Origin of the sequence: Nocardia sp. NPDC127579, from assembly GCF_042672005.1 — a bacterium.
In the GTDB taxonomy this organism is placed as follows: Bacteria; Actinomycetota; Actinomycetes; order Mycobacteriales; family Mycobacteriaceae; genus Nocardia.
Genome location: NZ_JBHXVZ010000006.1, coordinates 64,132 through 81,804, shown reverse-complemented (window position 1 = coordinate 81,804; position 17,673 = coordinate 64,132). Strand labels below are relative to the sequence as shown.

Annotated in this window: 14 protein-coding genes; 4 read left to right on the top strand and 10 right to left on the bottom strand. The window is 68.8% G+C overall.

The window, feature by feature from the left end; all coding sequences use genetic code 11:
- Positions 1 to 43: 43 nt before the first annotated feature.
- The gene (gene cobA, locus ACFVMC_RS20960) at positions 44 to 1,294 is read right to left on the bottom strand and encodes a uroporphyrinogen-III C-methyltransferase (RefSeq protein ID WP_379212594.1); all 1,251 of its coding nucleotides are present in this window, start codon (positions 1,292 to 1,294) and stop codon (positions 44 to 46) included.
- A gap of 69 nt (positions 1,295 to 1,363) precedes the next feature.
- Between cobA and ACFVMC_RS20955 the strand changes: the two genes are divergently transcribed.
- A complete protein-coding gene (locus ACFVMC_RS20955) occupies positions 1,364 to 2,011 on the top strand; it encodes a hypothetical protein (RefSeq protein WP_379212592.1) in 648 nt (215 codons plus the stop codon).
- Positions 2,012 to 2,120: 109 nt separating this feature from the next.
- Here the strand turns inward: ACFVMC_RS20955 and ACFVMC_RS20950 are convergent, their stop codons facing one another.
- Positions 2,121 to 3,383, bottom strand: coding sequence for a DoxX family protein (locus tag ACFVMC_RS20950; RefSeq protein ID WP_379212590.1), 1,263 nt, complete (start codon positions 3,381 to 3,383; stop codon positions 2,121 to 2,123).
- A 43-nt stretch (positions 3,384 to 3,426) separates the two neighbouring features.
- A complete protein-coding gene (locus tag ACFVMC_RS20945) occupies positions 3,427 to 4,719 on the bottom strand; it encodes a DoxX family protein (RefSeq protein WP_379212588.1) in 1,293 nt (430 codons plus the stop codon).
- 320 nt (positions 4,720 to 5,039) lie between these two features.
- On the opposite strand from ACFVMC_RS20945, the gene ACFVMC_RS20940 reads away from it, so the two are divergent.
- Both ACFVMC_RS20940 and ACFVMC_RS20935 read left to right on the top strand, forming a co-directional pair.
- The gene (locus tag ACFVMC_RS20940) at positions 5,040 to 6,170 is read left to right on the top strand and encodes a phosphotransferase family protein (RefSeq protein ID WP_379212586.1); all 1,131 of its coding nucleotides are present in this window, start codon (positions 5,040 to 5,042) and stop codon (positions 6,168 to 6,170) included.
- Positions 6,171 to 6,178: 8 nt separating this feature from the next.
- Positions 6,179 to 7,300 (top strand): hypothetical protein, encoded by a 1,122-nt coding sequence (locus tag ACFVMC_RS20935; protein WP_379212584.1) that lies wholly within the window; start codon positions 6,179 to 6,181, stop codon positions 7,298 to 7,300.
- 254 nt (positions 7,301 to 7,554) lie between these two features.
- On the opposite strand, the gene ACFVMC_RS20930 is transcribed toward ACFVMC_RS20935, so the two are convergent.
- The 6 genes from ACFVMC_RS20930 to mqo all read right to left on the bottom strand — a co-directional run bounded on the left by ACFVMC_RS20930 (position 7,555) and on the right by mqo (position 15,319).
- On the bottom strand, positions 7,555 to 7,923 hold the full coding sequence (locus tag ACFVMC_RS20930; protein ID WP_379212583.1) for a cobalamin biosynthesis protein: 369 nt from the start codon (positions 7,921 to 7,923) through the stop codon (positions 7,555 to 7,557).
- Between the two features lie 269 nt (positions 7,924 to 8,192).
- Positions 8,193 to 10,055 carry a cobyrinate a,c-diamide synthase gene (locus ACFVMC_RS20925; RefSeq protein WP_379213240.1) on the bottom strand — a complete coding sequence of 621 codons (1,863 nt, stop codon included), beginning with the start codon at positions 10,053 to 10,055 and terminating at the stop codon, positions 8,193 to 8,195.
- A gap of 106 nt (positions 10,056 to 10,161) precedes the next feature.
- Complete coding sequence (gene cobO, locus ACFVMC_RS20920; RefSeq protein ID WP_379212581.1) at positions 10,162 to 10,776, bottom strand: cob(I)yrinic acid a,c-diamide adenosyltransferase; 615 nt, start codon at positions 10,774 to 10,776, stop codon at positions 10,162 to 10,164.
- A 47-nt stretch (positions 10,777 to 10,823) separates the two neighbouring features.
- Positions 10,824 to 13,199, bottom strand: a complete 2,376-nt coding sequence (locus ACFVMC_RS20915) for a VWA domain-containing protein (RefSeq protein ID WP_379212579.1) — start codon at positions 13,197 to 13,199, stop codon at positions 10,824 to 10,826.
- Between the two features lie 113 nt (positions 13,200 to 13,312).
- The gene (locus tag ACFVMC_RS20910) at positions 13,313 to 13,762 is read right to left on the bottom strand and encodes a GNAT family N-acetyltransferase (RefSeq protein WP_379212577.1); all 450 of its coding nucleotides are present in this window, start codon (positions 13,760 to 13,762) and stop codon (positions 13,313 to 13,315) included.
- 69 nt (positions 13,763 to 13,831) lie between these two features.
- Complete coding sequence (gene mqo / locus ACFVMC_RS20905) at positions 13,832 to 15,319, bottom strand: malate dehydrogenase (quinone) (RefSeq protein ID WP_379212575.1); 1,488 nt, start codon at positions 15,317 to 15,319, stop codon at positions 13,832 to 13,834.
- Positions 15,320 to 15,552: 233 nt separating this feature from the next.
- Between mqo and ACFVMC_RS20900 the strand changes: the two genes are divergently transcribed.
- Positions 15,553 to 16,605: an alpha/beta hydrolase gene (locus tag ACFVMC_RS20900; protein WP_379212573.1), complete on the top strand. Its 1,053-nt coding sequence runs from the start codon at positions 15,553 to 15,555 to the stop codon at positions 16,603 to 16,605.
- Here the strand turns inward: ACFVMC_RS20900 and ACFVMC_RS20895 are convergent.
- Positions 16,596 to 17,624: a hypothetical protein gene (locus tag ACFVMC_RS20895; protein WP_379212571.1), complete on the bottom strand. Its 1,029-nt coding sequence runs from the start codon at positions 17,622 to 17,624 to the stop codon at positions 16,596 to 16,598. The two genes, ACFVMC_RS20900 and ACFVMC_RS20895, sit on opposite strands and share 10 nt — an antisense overlap.
- Between the last annotated feature and the right edge of the window lie 49 nt (positions 17,625 to 17,673).

The window sequence follows — 17,673 nt, the reverse complement described above, 5'->3', positions numbered from 1 at the left end:
AATGGACGCCGTTGCAGGCGTCGGCCCCGATCGGCGACCGGGCCTATTCGACGGCGTCGGCGGAGAATCCGGCCGTGGGGCCGATGACGACGATCGCGGGCGGGCGAATACCCTCCGCGCGCACCCGGGCAGCGACGGTCCCGAGATCGGCGCGCAGCACCCGCTGGGTGCGCAGGGTGCCCTCCTGGATGACCGTGGCCGGGGTATCGGCGGGCCGCCCGCCCTCCAGCAGCGCGGTGGCGAACTGTTCGATCCGCTCGACGGCCATCATCAGGACCAGGGTCCCGCGCAGGCGGGCCAGCGCGGGCCAGTCGACCAGCGAGTCCGGATGATCCGGAGCGACATGGCCGCTGACGACCACGAATTCATGGGTGACGCCGCGATGGGTGACCGGGATGCCCGCGGCGGCGGGCACCGAGATCGGGCTGGTGATGCCGGGGACCACGGTCACCGGGACGCCCGCCGCCACACACGCCTCTACTTCTTCGAAGCCGCGGCCGAAAACGTAAGGGTCGCCGCCCTTGAGCCGCACCACGAACTTGCCCGCCTTCGCACCCTCGATCAGGGCGGTGTTGATCGCCTCCTGCGCCATCGCCCGGCCGTAGGGAATCTTGGCGGCGTCGATCACCTCGACATCCGGGCCGAGCTCGGCCAGCAGCTCCGGCGGCGCGAGCCGGTCCGCGACGACCAGGTTCGCGCGGGCGAGCAGGCGGCGGCCGCGCACGGTGATCAGGTCGGGGTCGCCGGGACCGCCGCCGACCAGCGCGACACCCGGGGTGACCGGCGCCGAATCATCGGTCACCACACCGGATTGCAGAGCCTCGAGCACCGCGTTGCGAATCGCGGCCGAGCGCCGGTGCTGGCCGCCGGCGAGCACGCCCAGGGTCAGTCCGTCGTAGCGCGCGGTCGCCGGGGTGACGGCGGTGCCGAGCCGGGCGGTGTCGGCGCGCACGCAGAAGATGCGGCGGCGGGTGGCCTCCTCGACCACGGCCGCGTTGGTGTCGGGTTCGTCGGTGCAGGCGATGGCGTACCAGGCGCCGTCCAGGTCGCCGTCCGCGTAGGCCCGCAGGGTGACCGTGAGCTGTCCGGAGGTCGCCATGCCCTCGACGGCGGGGGTGACGCTGCGGCTGACGACGTGCACGTCCGCACCCGAGGCGATCAGCAGACCGAGCCGGCGCTGGGCCACCGAGCCACCGCCGACCACCACGACGCGGCGTCCGTTCAAATCCAGCCCGACCAGGTAGTTCGGGTCTCCGGCAGCATGCTCATCGGTGTTGGCAGACGTGTTCGACACAAGGTTCGAGCCTACGGGACGCCGGGTCACCCTCCGCACGGGGCGCGCGCGGGGTGCTAGCGTCGGCGAGTGAACGCGCAGGTCATCCCGGGACGACTGATCGAGGCCCCGACTTCCGACGCCACCGGCATGGACCGCCGGGCGTTCGGTGAATTCATCGGCCCCCGAGGCGAACTCGCCTCCTACGCCTTCGGCTGGACCACCGGATCCGATGCCCGGGCCGGGCGGCTCAGTATCGGTATCGGTGCCGGGAATCCGGGCGGCGCCACCTTCCACGCCGTGCTGTTCGACAACGGTGACTCCTACGCGTACTCCCTGGTCGACGATCCATTCGAGCAGGTACCCGAGGGCGGCCCGGACCTGACGGCCGAGCAGTCCCGCGCCCACGAGGACCTCCCCTTCATCTGGTGGGTGGTCGATCAGGTGATGGCTCGTGATCCGCGAGCCTGGTGGATGCGGCACTGGGTGACCGCGACGATGTGCGTGCAGACACCCGAGGTCTTCGAGCGGCGCGAGCCCGTGCTGCTGGTCTGCAACGACGCCGACGGCGTGTGGCAGCTGATCGGCGATACCGCCGCGGGCAGCGAGGGGCGCGTCGGGCACCTCTCGCACGCCGTCGACGAGGATCCGACGCTGCTGGACATCCTCGATCTGGAAACCGGTGCGCGAGGTGAACGTTCGGGGCCCGGCGGCGAGTGGACCCGGTATCCGGGGTGATCGTTCCTGTACTCGGCGAATGCGACGGGGTCGGCTGATTCCGATTGCGTTCACCGTGAGCGGTGAGCTGGGGCGGCCGTCACCGAACTGGATCAACCAGACGACCGAGCTACGCTGCGGGACGGTCGCGGGGCAGGGTTTCCTGCACCCAGTGCAGGCCGGAGCGTCGGACGGTGAAGTCGTCCAGATCGTGTCGGGCCAGTGCGATGGTCACCGGGCGGCCGCGCAGGTCGCCGTGCAGGGTCAGCAGGTCGGGAGCGGGGCGTTCGTAGGTGAACGATCCGGCATCCGCCAGGCCGAGCCATCCCTGCGCCAGGTCCGCCTCGACCGGCACGAGGGTGTCGTCCATCCGCTGATAGGTGAGACCGGAAATGTCGACGATCAGGCGCTGCCACCGGGTTTCGTCGGTGACCAGCGGCGGCAGCGACTGTCCGTCGACCCGGAACTCGGTGACGTCCCAGATGCCGTAGAGCGCCGGTTTCGGTGCGCCGTAACCCCATTCGTGCCAGCATCGCCACGCGTCACGCAGGCAGGTGGTGACCGCGAGCAGGGCCAGGACGGCGGTGACGATACGGCGGGTGCGCGGCGCGACGGGCAGCGCGGGTTGTCCGGCGGGTTCGGTCGGCCGTTGCAGCACAAGGACATTCGCCAGGTCGCGAGCCTGCGGCGCGAGCACCGCCAGGACCAGCAGCAGCAGATGCAGCGAGTACAGCTTCACCGGCACGTCGTAGCTCAGGTTCAGCACGAACACCTGGGTCAGGCAGACCAGGGCCAGCAGCGCACCCAGGGTGGCGGTCCGCGCCGCCAGCAGCAGCATCGCGGCCAGCACCTCCGCCGCGCCCAGCAGCATCTGATACCCGGGCGCGATCCCGATCTGATTCCACAGCACCTCCATCCTGGTGAACGTGCCGAACGGTTCCAGAAAGGTGGTCAACGGCGGGTAGGGCATCTGGTTCGGGACGAGTTTGGCGATCCCGTACCAGAGCAGTTGCCCGCCGAGGCAGATCCGCGCGACGGCGACGAACCAGGCGCCCAGCCGCCGGTATTCGGTGCGGCGATCCAGCAGGGTCCAGGCAAGCGTCAGGCCGAGCGCCGCCACCAGCAAACAGCAGACGAGTACCCAGATGTAGGCCTGGTCGCCGCTCTCGCTCATCCGCAACGTGACATCGACCCCGACGACGCCACCGGCCCACCGCGGAACCGCCGTCAGCCACGGCACCTGCCACAGCACCGACTCCTCGGACAGGAACCCGGTCACCGATCCGGTGAACACGAACAGGATCTGGGTGAAGACCAGCCCGAACAGCAGGAAGTAGGTCACACCGAACCGGAATCCCACCCGAGCCGCGGGATGCCAGTCCCCCTCCGCCATTCCGAAAACCACCGCACCAACCTACGTGCCCGGGCATCGTGGCTCAGCTGAAGGCGGGCTCGTTCTGCACCCAGTGGAAGCCGGGGCCCCGCAGCCGGAAGGCATCGAGATCCTGCCTGTCCAGTGACGCGGTGATCGGATGGCCGTCGATCTCGCCGCGCACGATCAGCCGATCCGGGGCGGACTCTTCGAAGACGAGCCGGACAGGAGTCGCGGTAATGGTTCGCGCCTGCGGATCGACCTCACCCGGCGCGGCGACCAGGGTTCCGTCCATCTGCTGATAGGTGATCACCCCACGGTCGACAACCAGTCGCTGCCAACGGTTTTCGTCGGTGGTCAGCGGCGGCAACACCTGACCGTCGCGGCTGAACTCGGTGACGTTCCAGATGCCGTAGAGCGCGGGTTTCGGTGCGCCGTAACCGTATTCGTACCAGATCTCGTGCGCGTCGTGCAGGCAGGCGGTGGTCACCCACAGCCCCAGGGCCACCTGGACCGCTGCGGCGATCCGCTCGGCACGGCGCGTGCCGAACAGTGGGCGCTGCGTAGCGGGCGCGGTATCTCGTTGCAACACAAGGAAGTCCAGCATCCGCCGGGTCTGCGGCGCGAGCACGATCAGCGACATGAGCACCAGGTGGAAGGACAGGATCTTGACCGGTACGTCGTAGGTCATGTTCAGCAGGAAGACCTGGAGCATGCTGATCAGCCCGATCATGCCGCCCAGCGTCGCGGTGCGCGGCCAGAACAGCAGCAGCCCGGCCACCACCTCGGCCGCGCCGAGCAGTACCTGATAGGCGGGCGACACCCCGACCTGATTCCAGAGCACGTCGATGGCGCTGAACTCACCGAACGGCCGCAGCAGGGTGGCCAGGCTCGGATACGGCATCTGATTCGGCACCAGTTTGGCCCAGCCGTACCAGAGCAATTGGCCACCGGCGGCCAGCCGGATCGCGGTGACGAACCAGGTACCGAGGGTGCGGTATTCGGTACGTCTTGCCAGCACGGTCCAGATCAGGGTGATCGCGGCGGTGAGCACGACCAGTATCAGGACCATGACCCAGATGGCCGCCTGATCACCGCTGCCGTTCGAGCGCAGGACCGCATCCACGCCGAGGATGTGCTCGCCCACCCACTCGGCCAGCGGCGCGACCCGATCCATCTGCCAGTGGATCGCGTCCTCGGGTAGCCACGCCACCGCGATCCCCGCGAAGACGAACAGGATCTGCGCGAACAACAGTCCGAACAGCGCGAAATAGGTGAAGCAGAATCGGAATCCGATCCGGGCCAGCGGCGACCAGCCGCTGTCGTGTTCTGTCACCTGCACGCCGAGGGCACTCACCCGAAGACCTCACTCTCACCGACCCAAACATCCGATGTTTGTAAGTTATCGACCGCCTCCGAGCGCCACCTCCAGGAAAACCCCCGACTTGCGGTACGTCTCGCGACTTACGTGCCACCCCTAGCACCGTGGGGTGAGAGCACCCGCGGCGCCCGGGTGCCAGCACCACCGTGGCCGGAGATGTCAACCATCGATTCCGGCCAGTGAGCCAGATCGTCCGCGCACCGAACTCGTGGTCCGGGCTGCCCGGATTAGCCTGCGGCGCGGCACTGAGCCGGTTAGATTCGCGCCCAAGTGCAACAGGTTTCAGGAGGACGACTATGGCCGAAGGCCCGGACCCCACCGAACGGGTGCGACTTACCGTCAGTGGCCGCGATCTCGAGACACTCGCCGAGGAACTGTCGCGCTGGCTCGGCGACCGGGTCGCGGCCGACGAACCACCGAAGATCTCGGGGCTGTCGCGGCCGGAAGGTGCGGGCATGTCCAGCACCTCGGTGTTCTTCGACGCCGAATGGACCAGCGGCGGCGAGCACGCCGGCGGTTCGTTCGTGGCCCGGCTCGCGCCGCAGGACAGCGACTTCCCGATCTTCGAGAACTACGATCTGGCCACGCAGTACCAGGTGATGGCCGGGGTCGCGGCCGCCTCCGACGTGCCGGTACCCGGGCTGCGCTGGCTGGAAACCGACGAAACCGTCCTCGGTGCACCGTTTTTCGTCATGGACAAGGCCGAAGGCCGTGTCGTCTCGGACAATCCGCCCTATGTGTTCCTCGGGTGGCTGTTCGACGCCACACCCGACGAGCGGGCGCGACTGGTCGCCGGAACCGTCGAAGCGATCGCCGCGATCCACGACATCGCCGACCCCGCAACGACATTCCCGATGCTCGACGGACCGGGACCGGCGCTGCGACGCAGCGTCGACTGGTATCACGGCTGGTACCGCTGGGGCCTGGCCGACGACGGCTACACCGTCCCGATCATCGAACGCGGCTTCGCATGGCTGGACGCGAACTGGCCGGCGGACCCCGGCCCGGATGTGCTGTCCTGGGGCGACTCCCGGCCCGGCAATATCCTCTACCGCGGATTCGAGCCCGCCGCCGTCCTGGACTGGGAGATGGCCACGATCGGCCCGCGCGAACTCGACGTCGCCTGGCTCATCTTCCTGCACCGCTTCTTCCAGGATCTGGCCGTGCGCTTCGAGCAGCCCGGCCTGCCCGACTTCTGCCGCCGCGCCGACGTGGTCGCGAAATACGAGGAGCTCAGCGGATATACGCTGCGCGACCTCGACTTCTACCTGGTGTTCTCCGCGCTCAAGCACGCCATCGTGATGGCGCGGGTCAAACGCCGGATGATCCACTTCGGCGAGGACACCGACACCCCGGACCGCGACGACTACGTCATGCACCGGGCGAGCCTCGAGGCTCTGCTCGACGGAACCTATCAGTGGGATTGAGAACGACTATGGCCGAACGCATTCCGGGCTCCGCGCCCGCACCGTTGGACGAATACCCGGTGCACCAGACCCCGCTCACCATGGCGCGGGTGGCGACCAGCGACAAGAACTTCTACGACCGCAGCTATTTCAACGCCCACGACCGGGACGGCGGCACCATGCTGATCACCGGGTTCGGCGTATACCCGAATCTCGGTGTCACCGACGGGTATGTGTGCGTGCGGCGCGGCGATATCCAGCGGTCCGTGCGGTTCTCCGACGCGCTCGGTGATCGCAGCCTGGATCTGGCGGTCGGCGGCTACCGCATCGAGGTCGTGGAACCGTTGCAGCGGATCAGGGTGATCTGCGAGCACGAAGACCTCGGCATGGACCTCACCTGGGAGGGCGCCTTCCCGGTCGTGCAGGAACAGCCGCATCTGATCATGCGCGGCGGCAGGCCGATCATCGACGCGTCACGGTTCGCACAGGTCGGATCCTGGTCGGGCACCCTGGCCGTGGACGGCGTCGACATTCCGGTCGATCCGGCCGTGTGGACCGGCACCCGGGACCGCTCCTGGGGTATCCGTCCCGTCGGCGATCCCGATCCGGCCGGGCGCGCGGGCGCGGAACCCGCCGACGGTTTCTGGTGGCTGTATGTGCCGCTGCGGTTCGACGATTTCTCGATCATCGTGATCGTGCAGGAGGAGCCCGACGGCACCCGCACCCTCAACGACGCGACCCGGATCTGGCCCGACGGACGCGTCGAGCAGCTCGGCTGGCCGCGAGTGTCGCTGCGCTACCGGCCCGGTACCCGCATTCCCGTCTCGCTCCGCCTCGAATGCACCACCCCCGACGGGAAACCGCTGGACATCGACGTCACCGCCGGCACCAACGTCCCCCTGCACATCGGCTGCGGTTACGGCGGCGACCCCGACTGGCTGCACGGCCAATGGAAGGGCCGCGGCTGGGTCGACTCCCGCACCTACGACCTCACCGACCCCGCCATCGCCGCCCGCATCCCCTTCGGCGTCATCGACCACGTCGGCCACGCCCGCTGCGGGGACGCGGAAGGCTGGGGGCTGTTCGAGCACGCCAGCATGGGCCGCCACGACCCCACCGGGTTCGCCGACTGGGGTTCGGTCGCCCCCTAGGTTCTCCCTGTCGGCGGGCACTTTACGTCTTGCCCGCCGACAGGCACCCGTACCTTCCGCCCCACCGGCGGACGCCCCGGATTCCGGCCACCGACAGGTGTCCCTACCGCCAGACGCCCTAGCATCGCCCACCGGGCAGACACTTCCAGATTCTGCCCGCCGACACCTTTGATATTCGGCCACCGGCAGACAGCTGTTCGATCTGCGCACCGACGGCGCCCAGGGTTCTACCCACCTAGCGGAGATACCCCCGCTCAGCCGATATCAGACCGCCACGGAGCGACAGCGATCACAACGCCACTGATGGCCCGCTTACCCATCAGCAGCGGCCCGTTCCCTGCCGCCAGCGCGGCTGCCTCCGCGACACTCGCGGTCCCCACCGCGTCTCGAACTCGATCCTGCGGATTCGGCACCACCACCCGATCCAGCTCAGCCGCCGAGAATCCCCGCACCGCGACCCCGAGCTCCTGCGCAACCACCACGATCCCCGGCTCCCCCGCCCGCCGATCGATCGTCGCGATCCCACGAACTACGTTGTTCCCCACGACCTCCCGCAGCGCCCGTCGCACCGCCTCGGCCGTCACCCCCGACCGCGCACCGATCCCCACCACCACCTCGGTCATGCCACCCTCCGATTCGACAACACCCACCCCGCCCACCAACCGACCACTCCGCGCTCGCTCCCCACCCGATCGAAACCGCCCACTATGCGCTGTACCCACCCCGTAGGCGATTCCGGCCCTGGACCACACCACTTTTGGCGACACCACACACCCGACCGGGTGTGCAACCACACCAACTGCCCTGCGAAACCAGGACACCGGCCGCGTCCGCGGCACGTTGGAACGCAGCGCGATCCGGTACGACCAGAACGTGACGTTTCCGCCGCACGTCAAGGGACGACATGGTGCCCGGCGTACTGCTCGGTCGCGGTGACGAAACGGGCTGTGGCGAGGGGGTTTCCGGCGGGGTGGGTGTGCAGGTAGGAGGCGTGGACTCGAGTGATCAACGAACCTTCGCGGACTCGTTCGCCCTGGCTGCCGTGCCAGCCCCAGGCGGCGGGGGCGGTGCCGGCGGCGATCAGGCGGGTGCGGTGGAATTCGTGGCCGCGGACTCGTTCGCCGGCGCGCCAGAGCACGGAGTCGGCAAGAGCTACGGCGTCGCGGTAGCCGAGCGTGAGGCGCGGGCCGAATTCGGCGTCGGCATCGAGGACACCGGCCATCGCGTGACCGTCCAGCGAGCGCGTGAGATAGAGGAGCCCGGCACATTCGGCATGAATGGGCAGCCCGCGACGCGCCAACTCACCGACAGTTTTCAAGAGGCCGGCATTCGCGGCCAGGTCAGCGGCATGCTCTTCCGGGAACCCACCGGGCAACACCAACCCTGCCGCCCCCTCCGGCAATTCATCACGCAACGGATCGAAGACCACCACCTCCGCACCGGCAGCGACCAGCAACTCCCGATGCTCGGCATACCCGAACGTGAACGCCGGCCCACCGGCCATCGCGATCACCGGACCACCACGTGAAGTTCCGAACGCCCGCGACGGACCACCCACGGATTCCGACGAACGGTGGGAAATACCCGAAGCCGCACCGACGCTCTGTGACTGATCGGGTACAACGAAAGACTCAGTGGCCTGCCCGGCGAATAGGGCGGTATCGCCATCACCACCGACCTGCTGTTGTCCGCCGGCAGGCGAGACGGTTCTCGGCGCGACGACCCCAGACACGACGGCAGCCACCGCAGCCCCGGACACAGCAACCCCAGACGCAACGGCAGGCACCGCAGCCTCAGGCACAGCAACCCCAGACACGACGGCAGGCACCGCAGCCTCGGACACGGCGGCGACCTCGGGCACGTCCACGGGCGCGGCGTCCTCAGGCGTGACATCCTCAGACCTGACGGTCCTGGGTGTGGCAACCTCAGGCGTAGCCGTTCTGAGCGTGGAGTCCTTCGGCGTTGCAACCTCGTGCACGGGTTCGTTCGAGTGGTGTGTTGCTACGGGGGCGGTCGCGTTGAAAACCGCGCGGACAGCGTCGGATGGGTCCCAGGGGTCGCCGGTGGCTGTGGAGTGGGCGAGACGCGCGATGGCCGACAGATCTACGTGTGCCGCGACGAGATCCGTCATGGCGGCGACGGCGGCGGTGGCGGCGGAGCCGTGTTCGACCGCGGGGATGAGGCCGAGGTGGCGGGAAGGGACTTCCAATTCGGGCATGCGGGGCAGGGAGCCGAGGACCGGGAGGCCGACGCGGGCGCAGGCGGCGCGCAGCACCTGGTCGTGGCGTTCGCTGCCGACGCGGTTGAGAATCACGCCGCCGAGCCGGATTCCGCTGTCGAAGGTGGCGAAACCGTGCAGCAGGGCCGCGAGGCTCTGACTGTGGCCACGCGCGTCCACCACCAGCACGACGGGCGCGCCCAGTAGGGCCGCGACCTGCGCGGTCGAACCCTCGGCGACCGGCGCGACCTGGTTCTCGTCGATGCGGCCGTCGAACAAGCCCATGACACCCTCGACCACGGCGAGGTCGCAGCCGCGCACCCCGTGCCGGTACAGCGGCACCACTCGTTGCGCGCCGACCAGCACCGGGTCCAGATTCCGTCCCGGCCGCCCAGCCGCCAGCCCGTGGTAACCGGGATCGATATAGTCCGGTCCCACCTTGAACGGCGCGACGCGATGACCGGCCCGGCGCAACGCCCCGATCAACCCGGTTGCCAACGTCGTCTTCCCGCTGCCCGACGCCGGCGCGGCGATCACGACCGCGGGCACGCTCACCGCGCGACCCCGACCAGCGATTCGTTCACGGGCTGAACACACCAACCGGGCCGGATGTCGGTGAACCGCTGTGTCCCGTTGTCCGAGTTCACCATTCGATACCGCGCTGGCCTTTGCGGCCCGCGTCCATCGGGTGTTTGATCTTCGTCATCTCGGTGACGAGGTCGGCGGCGTCCAGCAGTGCCTGTGGGGCGTCGCGGCCGGTGATGACAACGTGCTGGTTGCCGGGCCGGTTCACCAAGGTCTCGACCACGTCGTCGATATCGACCCAACCCCACTTGAGGGGGTAGGTGAATTCGTCGAGTACGTAGAAGCGGTGCTGTTCGGCGGTGAGGCGGCGGGCGATCTCCTGCCACCCTGCGAGTGCGGCGGCCTGGTGATCTTCCTCGCTGCCCTGCTTGCGCGTCCAGGACCAGCCTTCACCCATTTTGTGCCATTCGACCGGACCGCCGGCCCCGGTGTCGGCGTGTACCTGCCCGAGCGTGCGGAAAGCGGCCTCTTCCCCCACTTTCCACTTCGCGCTCTTCACGAACTGGAACACCGCGACATCGAATCCCTGATTCCAGGCCCGCAGCGCCATCCCGAACGCCGCCGTCGATTTTCCCTTTCCGGGCCCGGTATGCACCGCCAGCACCGGCTGGTTCCGCCGCTGCCGCGTCGTCAACCCATCGTCCGGAACACTTTCCGGCACACCCTTAGGCACTACGCAACTCCTCGCTGTCCACTACCACTGACCGTCACCCACGACGGTTACGCCGCCGCATGCCCGGAACTCGCACGGACCACATCGGCGACCGCCGCACCGGTGAGCTCCGCCAGACGCAGATAGCCACCGCGCAGTTCGCGAGCCAGTTCAGCGGCCAGGCCGAGCCGGATCATGCCGCGTTCGCAGTCGACGACCATCGCGGTGACCGCGTCGCGAGCGAGCATCCCGGCCGCTGCCCGCGCCCGGATCACCGGATCGACACCACCGGTGGCGCGCCCGTCGGTGAGCAGCACCAGCATCGGCCGCCGCCGCGGATCGCGCACCCGCTCCCGCCCGATCACCGCACGCGCCTTCAACAGTCCCGCGGCCAGCGGCGTCTTACCGCCCGTCCGCATACCCGCAAGTCGCCGCACCGCGATGTCGACCGAGGAGGTCGGCGGCAGGACGAGTTCCGCGTCCGCCCCGCGCACGGTGATCACGGCTACCTTGTCACGTCGCTGGTAGGCATCCCGCAACAGCGCGACCACCGCCCCGGTCACCGCCGACAACCGATCCCGCGCGGCCATGGACCCGGAGGCGTCGACCACGAACACCACCAGATTCCCTTCGCGCCCTTCGCGATACGCCCCGCGCAAGTCCACCGGCTCCAACAGCAATCCCCGCCGCGCGCCAGCGCCGAATCCGCCACCGATCACCGGGCCGCCAACCCGATCCGACAGTTGATCACCGGAATCGTGCCAGGAGTCCTGGACCGCACCGCCGACATCCACACACGAATCCGCGGCAGAGCGAGCCTCGTCGACGGCGGCTGGATTCGATGCCGGGGCAGCGGTGTTCGTGCGGCCGGGCGATAGCGGCGGGGTGGTTGTGCGGCGGCGATGCTGGTGGGGTGCGGCGGCGAAGATGGTGCCGAGTAGGTGCAGGCCGGCGGTGGTGTCGGTGATCGGGCGGACTACGCGGCCCTGGCGGGTGCGGGCGCGGGAGCGGCGGCCGGGTGCGCCTTCGCCGATGCCGGGGACCTCCCAGCGCGGGGCGACGATCTTGCTGGATGAGGCTGTGCCGGTGCGGTTTTCGCGCGATGGCGCGGTGGGGTCGCTGGGGCGGCGCGGGTCGTCTCCGCGGCCGTCGTCGTTCGCCGAGTCATTTCGACCAGCAGCGACCTCGCGGTCGGGGACATCTGGACCGTTGCCGTCCGGCCCCGCCCCGGCACGATCGTCCGGCCTGGTGCCGTCGGCCCCATCGCGACCATCGGGCCCCGCACCGTCGGCCCCATCGCGACCATCGGGCCCCGTGCCGTCCGCTCCGTCGCGACCATCGGGTCCGTCCGGCCCATCGCCATCCGGCCGCGCCCCTCCGGAGCCGGGGCCGTCGTCGTCCGGATCGTCTTCCGGCCCATCCACCGCGTCCTCGAACTCCTCACTCTCCGAATCGGATTCGCGCGCCGCCTCCTCGTCCGCCGCGCGCATTGCCTCGTCGAGCTGTTCCTCGCTGATCCCGGGTTCGTCGAACGGGTCGCGGCGGCGGCGGTGCGGCAGGGCGAGTTCGGCGGCGACTCGCACGTCTGCCGCGGTGACCCGGTCGGCGCCACGCCAGGCGGCGTGCGCGGTCGCGGTGCGCGCCACGACCAGATCGGCGCGCATGCCGTCGACGTCGAACGACGCGCACAGGGCGGCGATCCGCCGCAGTTCGACATTGTCGAGCCGGATGTGGGCGACGAGATCGCGCGCGGTCAGGATCTGCTCGGCGATCTCGCGGTCGGCGCGGGCGTAGCGGGCGGCGAAACCGGCCGGGTCGGCTTCGTAGTCGAGGCGGCGGCGCACCACCGCCATCCGCACGTCGACATCCCGGGACGCGGCGACGTCGACAGTGAGACCGAACCGGTCCAGCAGCTGCGGCCGCAGCTCACCTTCCTCCGGATTCATGGTGCCGACCAGCACGAACCGCGCGGGATGCGAATGCGACACCCCGTCGCGTTCGATATTCACCCGCCCCATGGCGGCGGCGTCGAGCAGCACGTCGACCAGGTGATCGTGCAGCAGGTTCACTTCGTCGACGTAGAGCACGCCGTGGTGGGCGGCGGCCAGCAGCCCGGGCCGGAAGGCCTGTTCACCGTCGCGCAGCACCCGTTCCAGATCGAGCGAACCCACGACCCGATCCTCGGTGGCCCCGACCGGCAGCTCCACCAACCGCGCGGGCCGCGCGCCGATCTCGTCGACGACGGGCGGCAGCAGCTGCGCGAGCGCGCGCACCACCGTCGATTTCGCGGTCCCCTTCTCTCCGCGCACCAGCACACCGCCGATCCCGGGGTGTACCGCGCACAGGATCAGCGCCAGCTGTAACCGCTCCTGCCCGACCACGGCGGAGAACGGGAATCCCGCCTCGCCGATCGGGGGCGCTAGTGCAACGTCAGCTCGAACCACGCCCCAACTCTAGGCGCGAGCGACCAGGCCGTCGGCAACCACCCACCGACTCGCGACCTCACCCGCGCGTCCTCCACCGAACCCGAGTCCGGCGGAGGCACACCCACCGCGGATCAGCCTTTACGCATCGGCACGTGCGGGATACCGTCGTCGATGAATTCCTCGCCGTCCACCTTGAATCCGAGCTTGGCGTACATGTCCACCAGGTAGCTCTGCGCGCTGAGCCGAATGGTGGCCGAACCCGCCTCGGCGACAGCGGCTTTCACGAGCCGGATGGAATAACCGTGCCCGCGGGCCGCCTTCTCGGTGCAGACCCGGCCGATCCGGAACGATTTCACCCCGTCGGCGTGCTCTTCGCACAGCCGGGCGGTGGCCACGACATCACCTTCGTCGTCGAGCCAGAAATGGCGGGTCTCCGGCAGCAGATCGAGACCGTCCAGCTCCGGATAGGCGCATTTCTGCTCCACGACAAAGACTTCGACGCGAAGTTTCAACAGCTGATAGAGGGTGGCGGTGTCGAGATCCTGGGCCCATGACCGCTTGAGTGCAACCGTTGACATCATCGCATCTTGCTACCACGCCCGGCGGGTCGACGCGAGCCACTTGGCCGAATCGCGCCGCCGGGCAACCGTTCACATCGCGGCGTGCTGCGCGGAGGTGAGGTTGAGCGTCTTGGAGGTCCAGTCCCAGACCTCGCCGAAGAGCGCCTTGTTGTCGGAGAGCTTCACGCCCAGCGACGGCACCATGTTCTGCAGCTTCGGGGTCCACTCGGCGTATTCGCGCGGGAAGCAGCGCTGCAACACGTCGAGCATGGCGGTCACGCAGGTGGACGCGCCCGGTGAGGCGCCGAGCAGCCCGGCGATCGAGCCGTCCTCGGCCGCGATGACCGCGGTGCCGAGCTCGAGCACGCCGCCCGCGCCCTTGCGGCGGATGATCTGCACGCGCTGACCGGCGGTGATGAGTTCCCAATCGCGGCCCTCGGCGCGCGGGATGAACTCCTCCATCGTGTACACCTTGCCGGACTGTGACTTCAGCAGCTCACTGACCAGGTACTTGACCAGCGACAGCTCGGTGAGGCCGACGCCGAGCATCGGCGCGAGGTTACCGGGGCGGATCGACTTGAACAGGTCGGCGTTGGAGCCGTCCTTGAGGAACTTCGGAGTCCAGCCCGCGTAGGGGCCGAACAGCAGCCCGGACTCGCCGTTGATGACCCGGGTGTCCAAGTGCGGCACCGACATCGGCGGCGCGCCGACGGCGGCCTTGCCGTACACCTTGGCCTCGTGCTTGGCGATCAGCGCCGGATCGGTACAGCGCAGGAACTGGCCGCTCACCGGGAAGCCGGCGAAGCCGCTGATCTCCTTGATGCCGGACTTCTGCAGCAACGGCAGCGCGCCGCCGCCCGCGCCGACGAAGACGAACTTGGCGTTGATCGTGCGGGTGCGCCCGGTGCGGGTGTTCTCCACCTTCACCAGCCAGCTGCCGTCGGACTGCTTGGTCAGGTTGCGTACCTCGTGCCCGAAGGCGATGTCGGCGCCGGTGGAGCCGAGGTAGGCGAGCAGTTCGGTGGTCAGCGCTCCGAAGTCGATATCGGTGCCCGCGTCGGTCCAGTTCAGCGCGACCGGGTCGGAGAAGTCACGACCGCGCGCCATCAGCGGTAGTCGCCGCGTGAACTCCTCGGGGCTGTCGATGTACTCCATGCCCTCGAAGAGCGGATGCCCGGCCAGCGCCTCGTAGCGCTTGCGCAGGTACTGCACGTCGTCCTGGCCGTGCACGAAGCTGACATGCGGGATCGGGTTGATGAAACCCGACGGGTCGCCCAGGATGCCGTTCTCGACGCCGTAGGCCCAGAACTGGCGCGAGACCTGGAAGCGCTCGTTGATGTCGATGGCCTTGGTGACATCGACGGAACCGTCGGCGGTCTGCGGGCTGTAGTTCAGCTCGCACAGCGCGGAGTGACCGGTGCCCGCGTTGTTCCACGGGTCGCTGCTCTCGGCGGCGGCGGCGTCGAGCCGCTCGAACATGGCGATCGACCAGTTCGGCTGCAGCTGCCGCAGCAGCGCGCCGAGAGTGGCACTCATGATTCCGGCACCGATGAGGACGACGTCGGTCTTTTCAGTCATGGCAGCGTTCGGCACGGGTAGATCGACTTCCTTGTCACTTCTCGCGCTGCCCACCGGGGTCGGCGGGCCGCGTGGGCCAGGGCTAGGTGAACAAGAGGTTACCCCTGAGTCACCTTGACCCAATTGTGCACCTCACCGCCTCGAATACCCGAAACGAACGCGGCGAATGTGACATAGATAAAGTCGCCCCACCGGTCTTCGATCCGCGCCCGACCTGGCTTAGATTGAGACTCGTGACGGATGAATCGACGGTCAGCGTGTCGGATATCACTGGAGAGTCCTGGCGTCCGGACGTGCTCGGCGCGGGGTACGAGCAGCGCGTGCTGCCCCTCGGCCCGGATCCGGACGGCGAGGGCGAGGCGGTGGCGACACTGATTCGCTGCACCCCCGAGGCGGGCGCGCCCGCGACCGAGGCGACCGTGCTGTACGTGCACGGTTTCACCGATTATTTCTTCCAGCGGCATCTGGCCGAGCACTTCGCGCAGCGCGGCCACCGCTTCTACGCGCTCGATCTGCGCAAGTGCGGCCGCTCGCTGCGCGACGGCCAGACACCGCACTACGTCACCGACCTGGCGCTCTACGACGCGGAGTTGAACGAGGCGCTGCGCATCGTCACGGCGGAGACGGGCGCGCCGGTGCTGCTGGTCGCGCATTCCACCGGCGGGCTGATCACCCCGCTGTGGCTGGACCGGCTCAACAAGTCCACCGGCACGGTCGCCGCGGGCATCATCGGGCTGGTGCTCAACAGCCCCTGGTTCGATCTGCAGGGTCCGTCCTACTACCGCACGATCGGCACTCCGGTCATCAAGGCGCTCGGCCGATTCCGGTCCATGTTCGAACTTCCGGGCGCGCAGGTCAGCACCTACGGCGACAGCCTGCACCGCACCGTCGCGGGCGAATGGGATTACAACCTGGATTGGAAGCCGCTGGCCGGGTTCCCGGTGCGTTTCGGCTGGCTGCGCGCCATCCGGGAAGGGCACGCGCAGTTGCAGCGCGGCCTCGATATCGGCGTGCCGTCGCTGATCCTGCGTTCCCGGCTGACCAAGTTCGCCCACACGTACGGCCCGGCCGCCGACGTCGCCGACGTTGTGCTCGACGTGCGCCAGATCCAGCGCTGGGCCGGCTGCATCGGCGACCGAACCAATATCGTGCCGATCGACGGCGCCCGCCACGATGTGTTCCTGTCGTCGGCGGAGCCGCTGGCGCAGGCGTTCACCGAGCTGGACAACTGGCTGGACTGGTTGACCGAGTATCAGCGCAAGTCGGGCAGCGACGCTCAGCGGTAGAGCGCGGTGGCCGCGGCCGCGACCGTCTCGACGGCGGCCCGAATGCCGTACACGCTGACGGTGGTGCGGACCCGGCCGTAGGCCATTTCCACCTTCGACAGCGGGGAACCGGACCTGTTGCCGTCGACTTCACCCTCGAGGATGAAGTCGGCGAAGCAGTTGTCCGGCATGTCCGGCGCAGCACCGCCGGGACAGTAGAGGGTGCCGGGACGCCCGTTCAGATCGATCGGGGCGCCCAGCGCGGATGCGTCGGCGCGGTCGATTTCCAGCCGGACCCCGAAATACTGCTCCTTGCCGTCGGGACCGTTGGCGTAGAACGTGCAGTCGTAGGGCTGTCCGACCGTTGCCAGACGGGTCAGCCGCCAGCCCGTCGGCAGATGCCCCGCGGCCGCACAGGGATCGTAGAAGCCGCCGGGCACGATCTCGGTGGCGTAGCGACGCAGCGGCAGTTTCAGATCACGCACCGCCGCAAGGATTTTCGCGGCCACATCGGCGGCGGGCGCGCACTCGTCGCCCGCGAACTCCCCTGCCGTGACGCCGATGTGGTCGAGGAACGTATCGCCGGGACCGGCCACACCGGTGACCGGGAGCCGCGCGGGGACGATCAGCTCGCAGCCGCCGACCGTGTCCATCCGGCGCGACACCGTGCCGCCGTCCACCGGATAGTCGGTGACCGTGTCGGGTTTGTAGGCCCCGACCTCGATCATCAGGCTGCCGGTGTCGCTACCGGAGTGCACCAGTGCCCGGCACCGTTCGGGACCGAGATACGGGACCACCTGCACGACTTCGCCGTACTTGCTCAACTGGCCGGGGCTGACGAAACCGCAGGGGTCGATGATGCGCAGCACCGCGGCGGTCTGCAGGTCGGATCGGTCTCGCAGGGAGAGATCCAGTCCGTAGGTGTCGATGGTGACGGGCGCGCGGGCCGCGGGCTCAGGCATCGGGCTGCCCGGTGTCAGCTGTGTGCACCCGGCCAGCAGCACGGCCGTCACCGCGAGCACGGCCCGAATCCCCCGCATGGTTACCTCGTTCTCGATCCGATTCCCTCGAACAATAGAACGGCGGAAC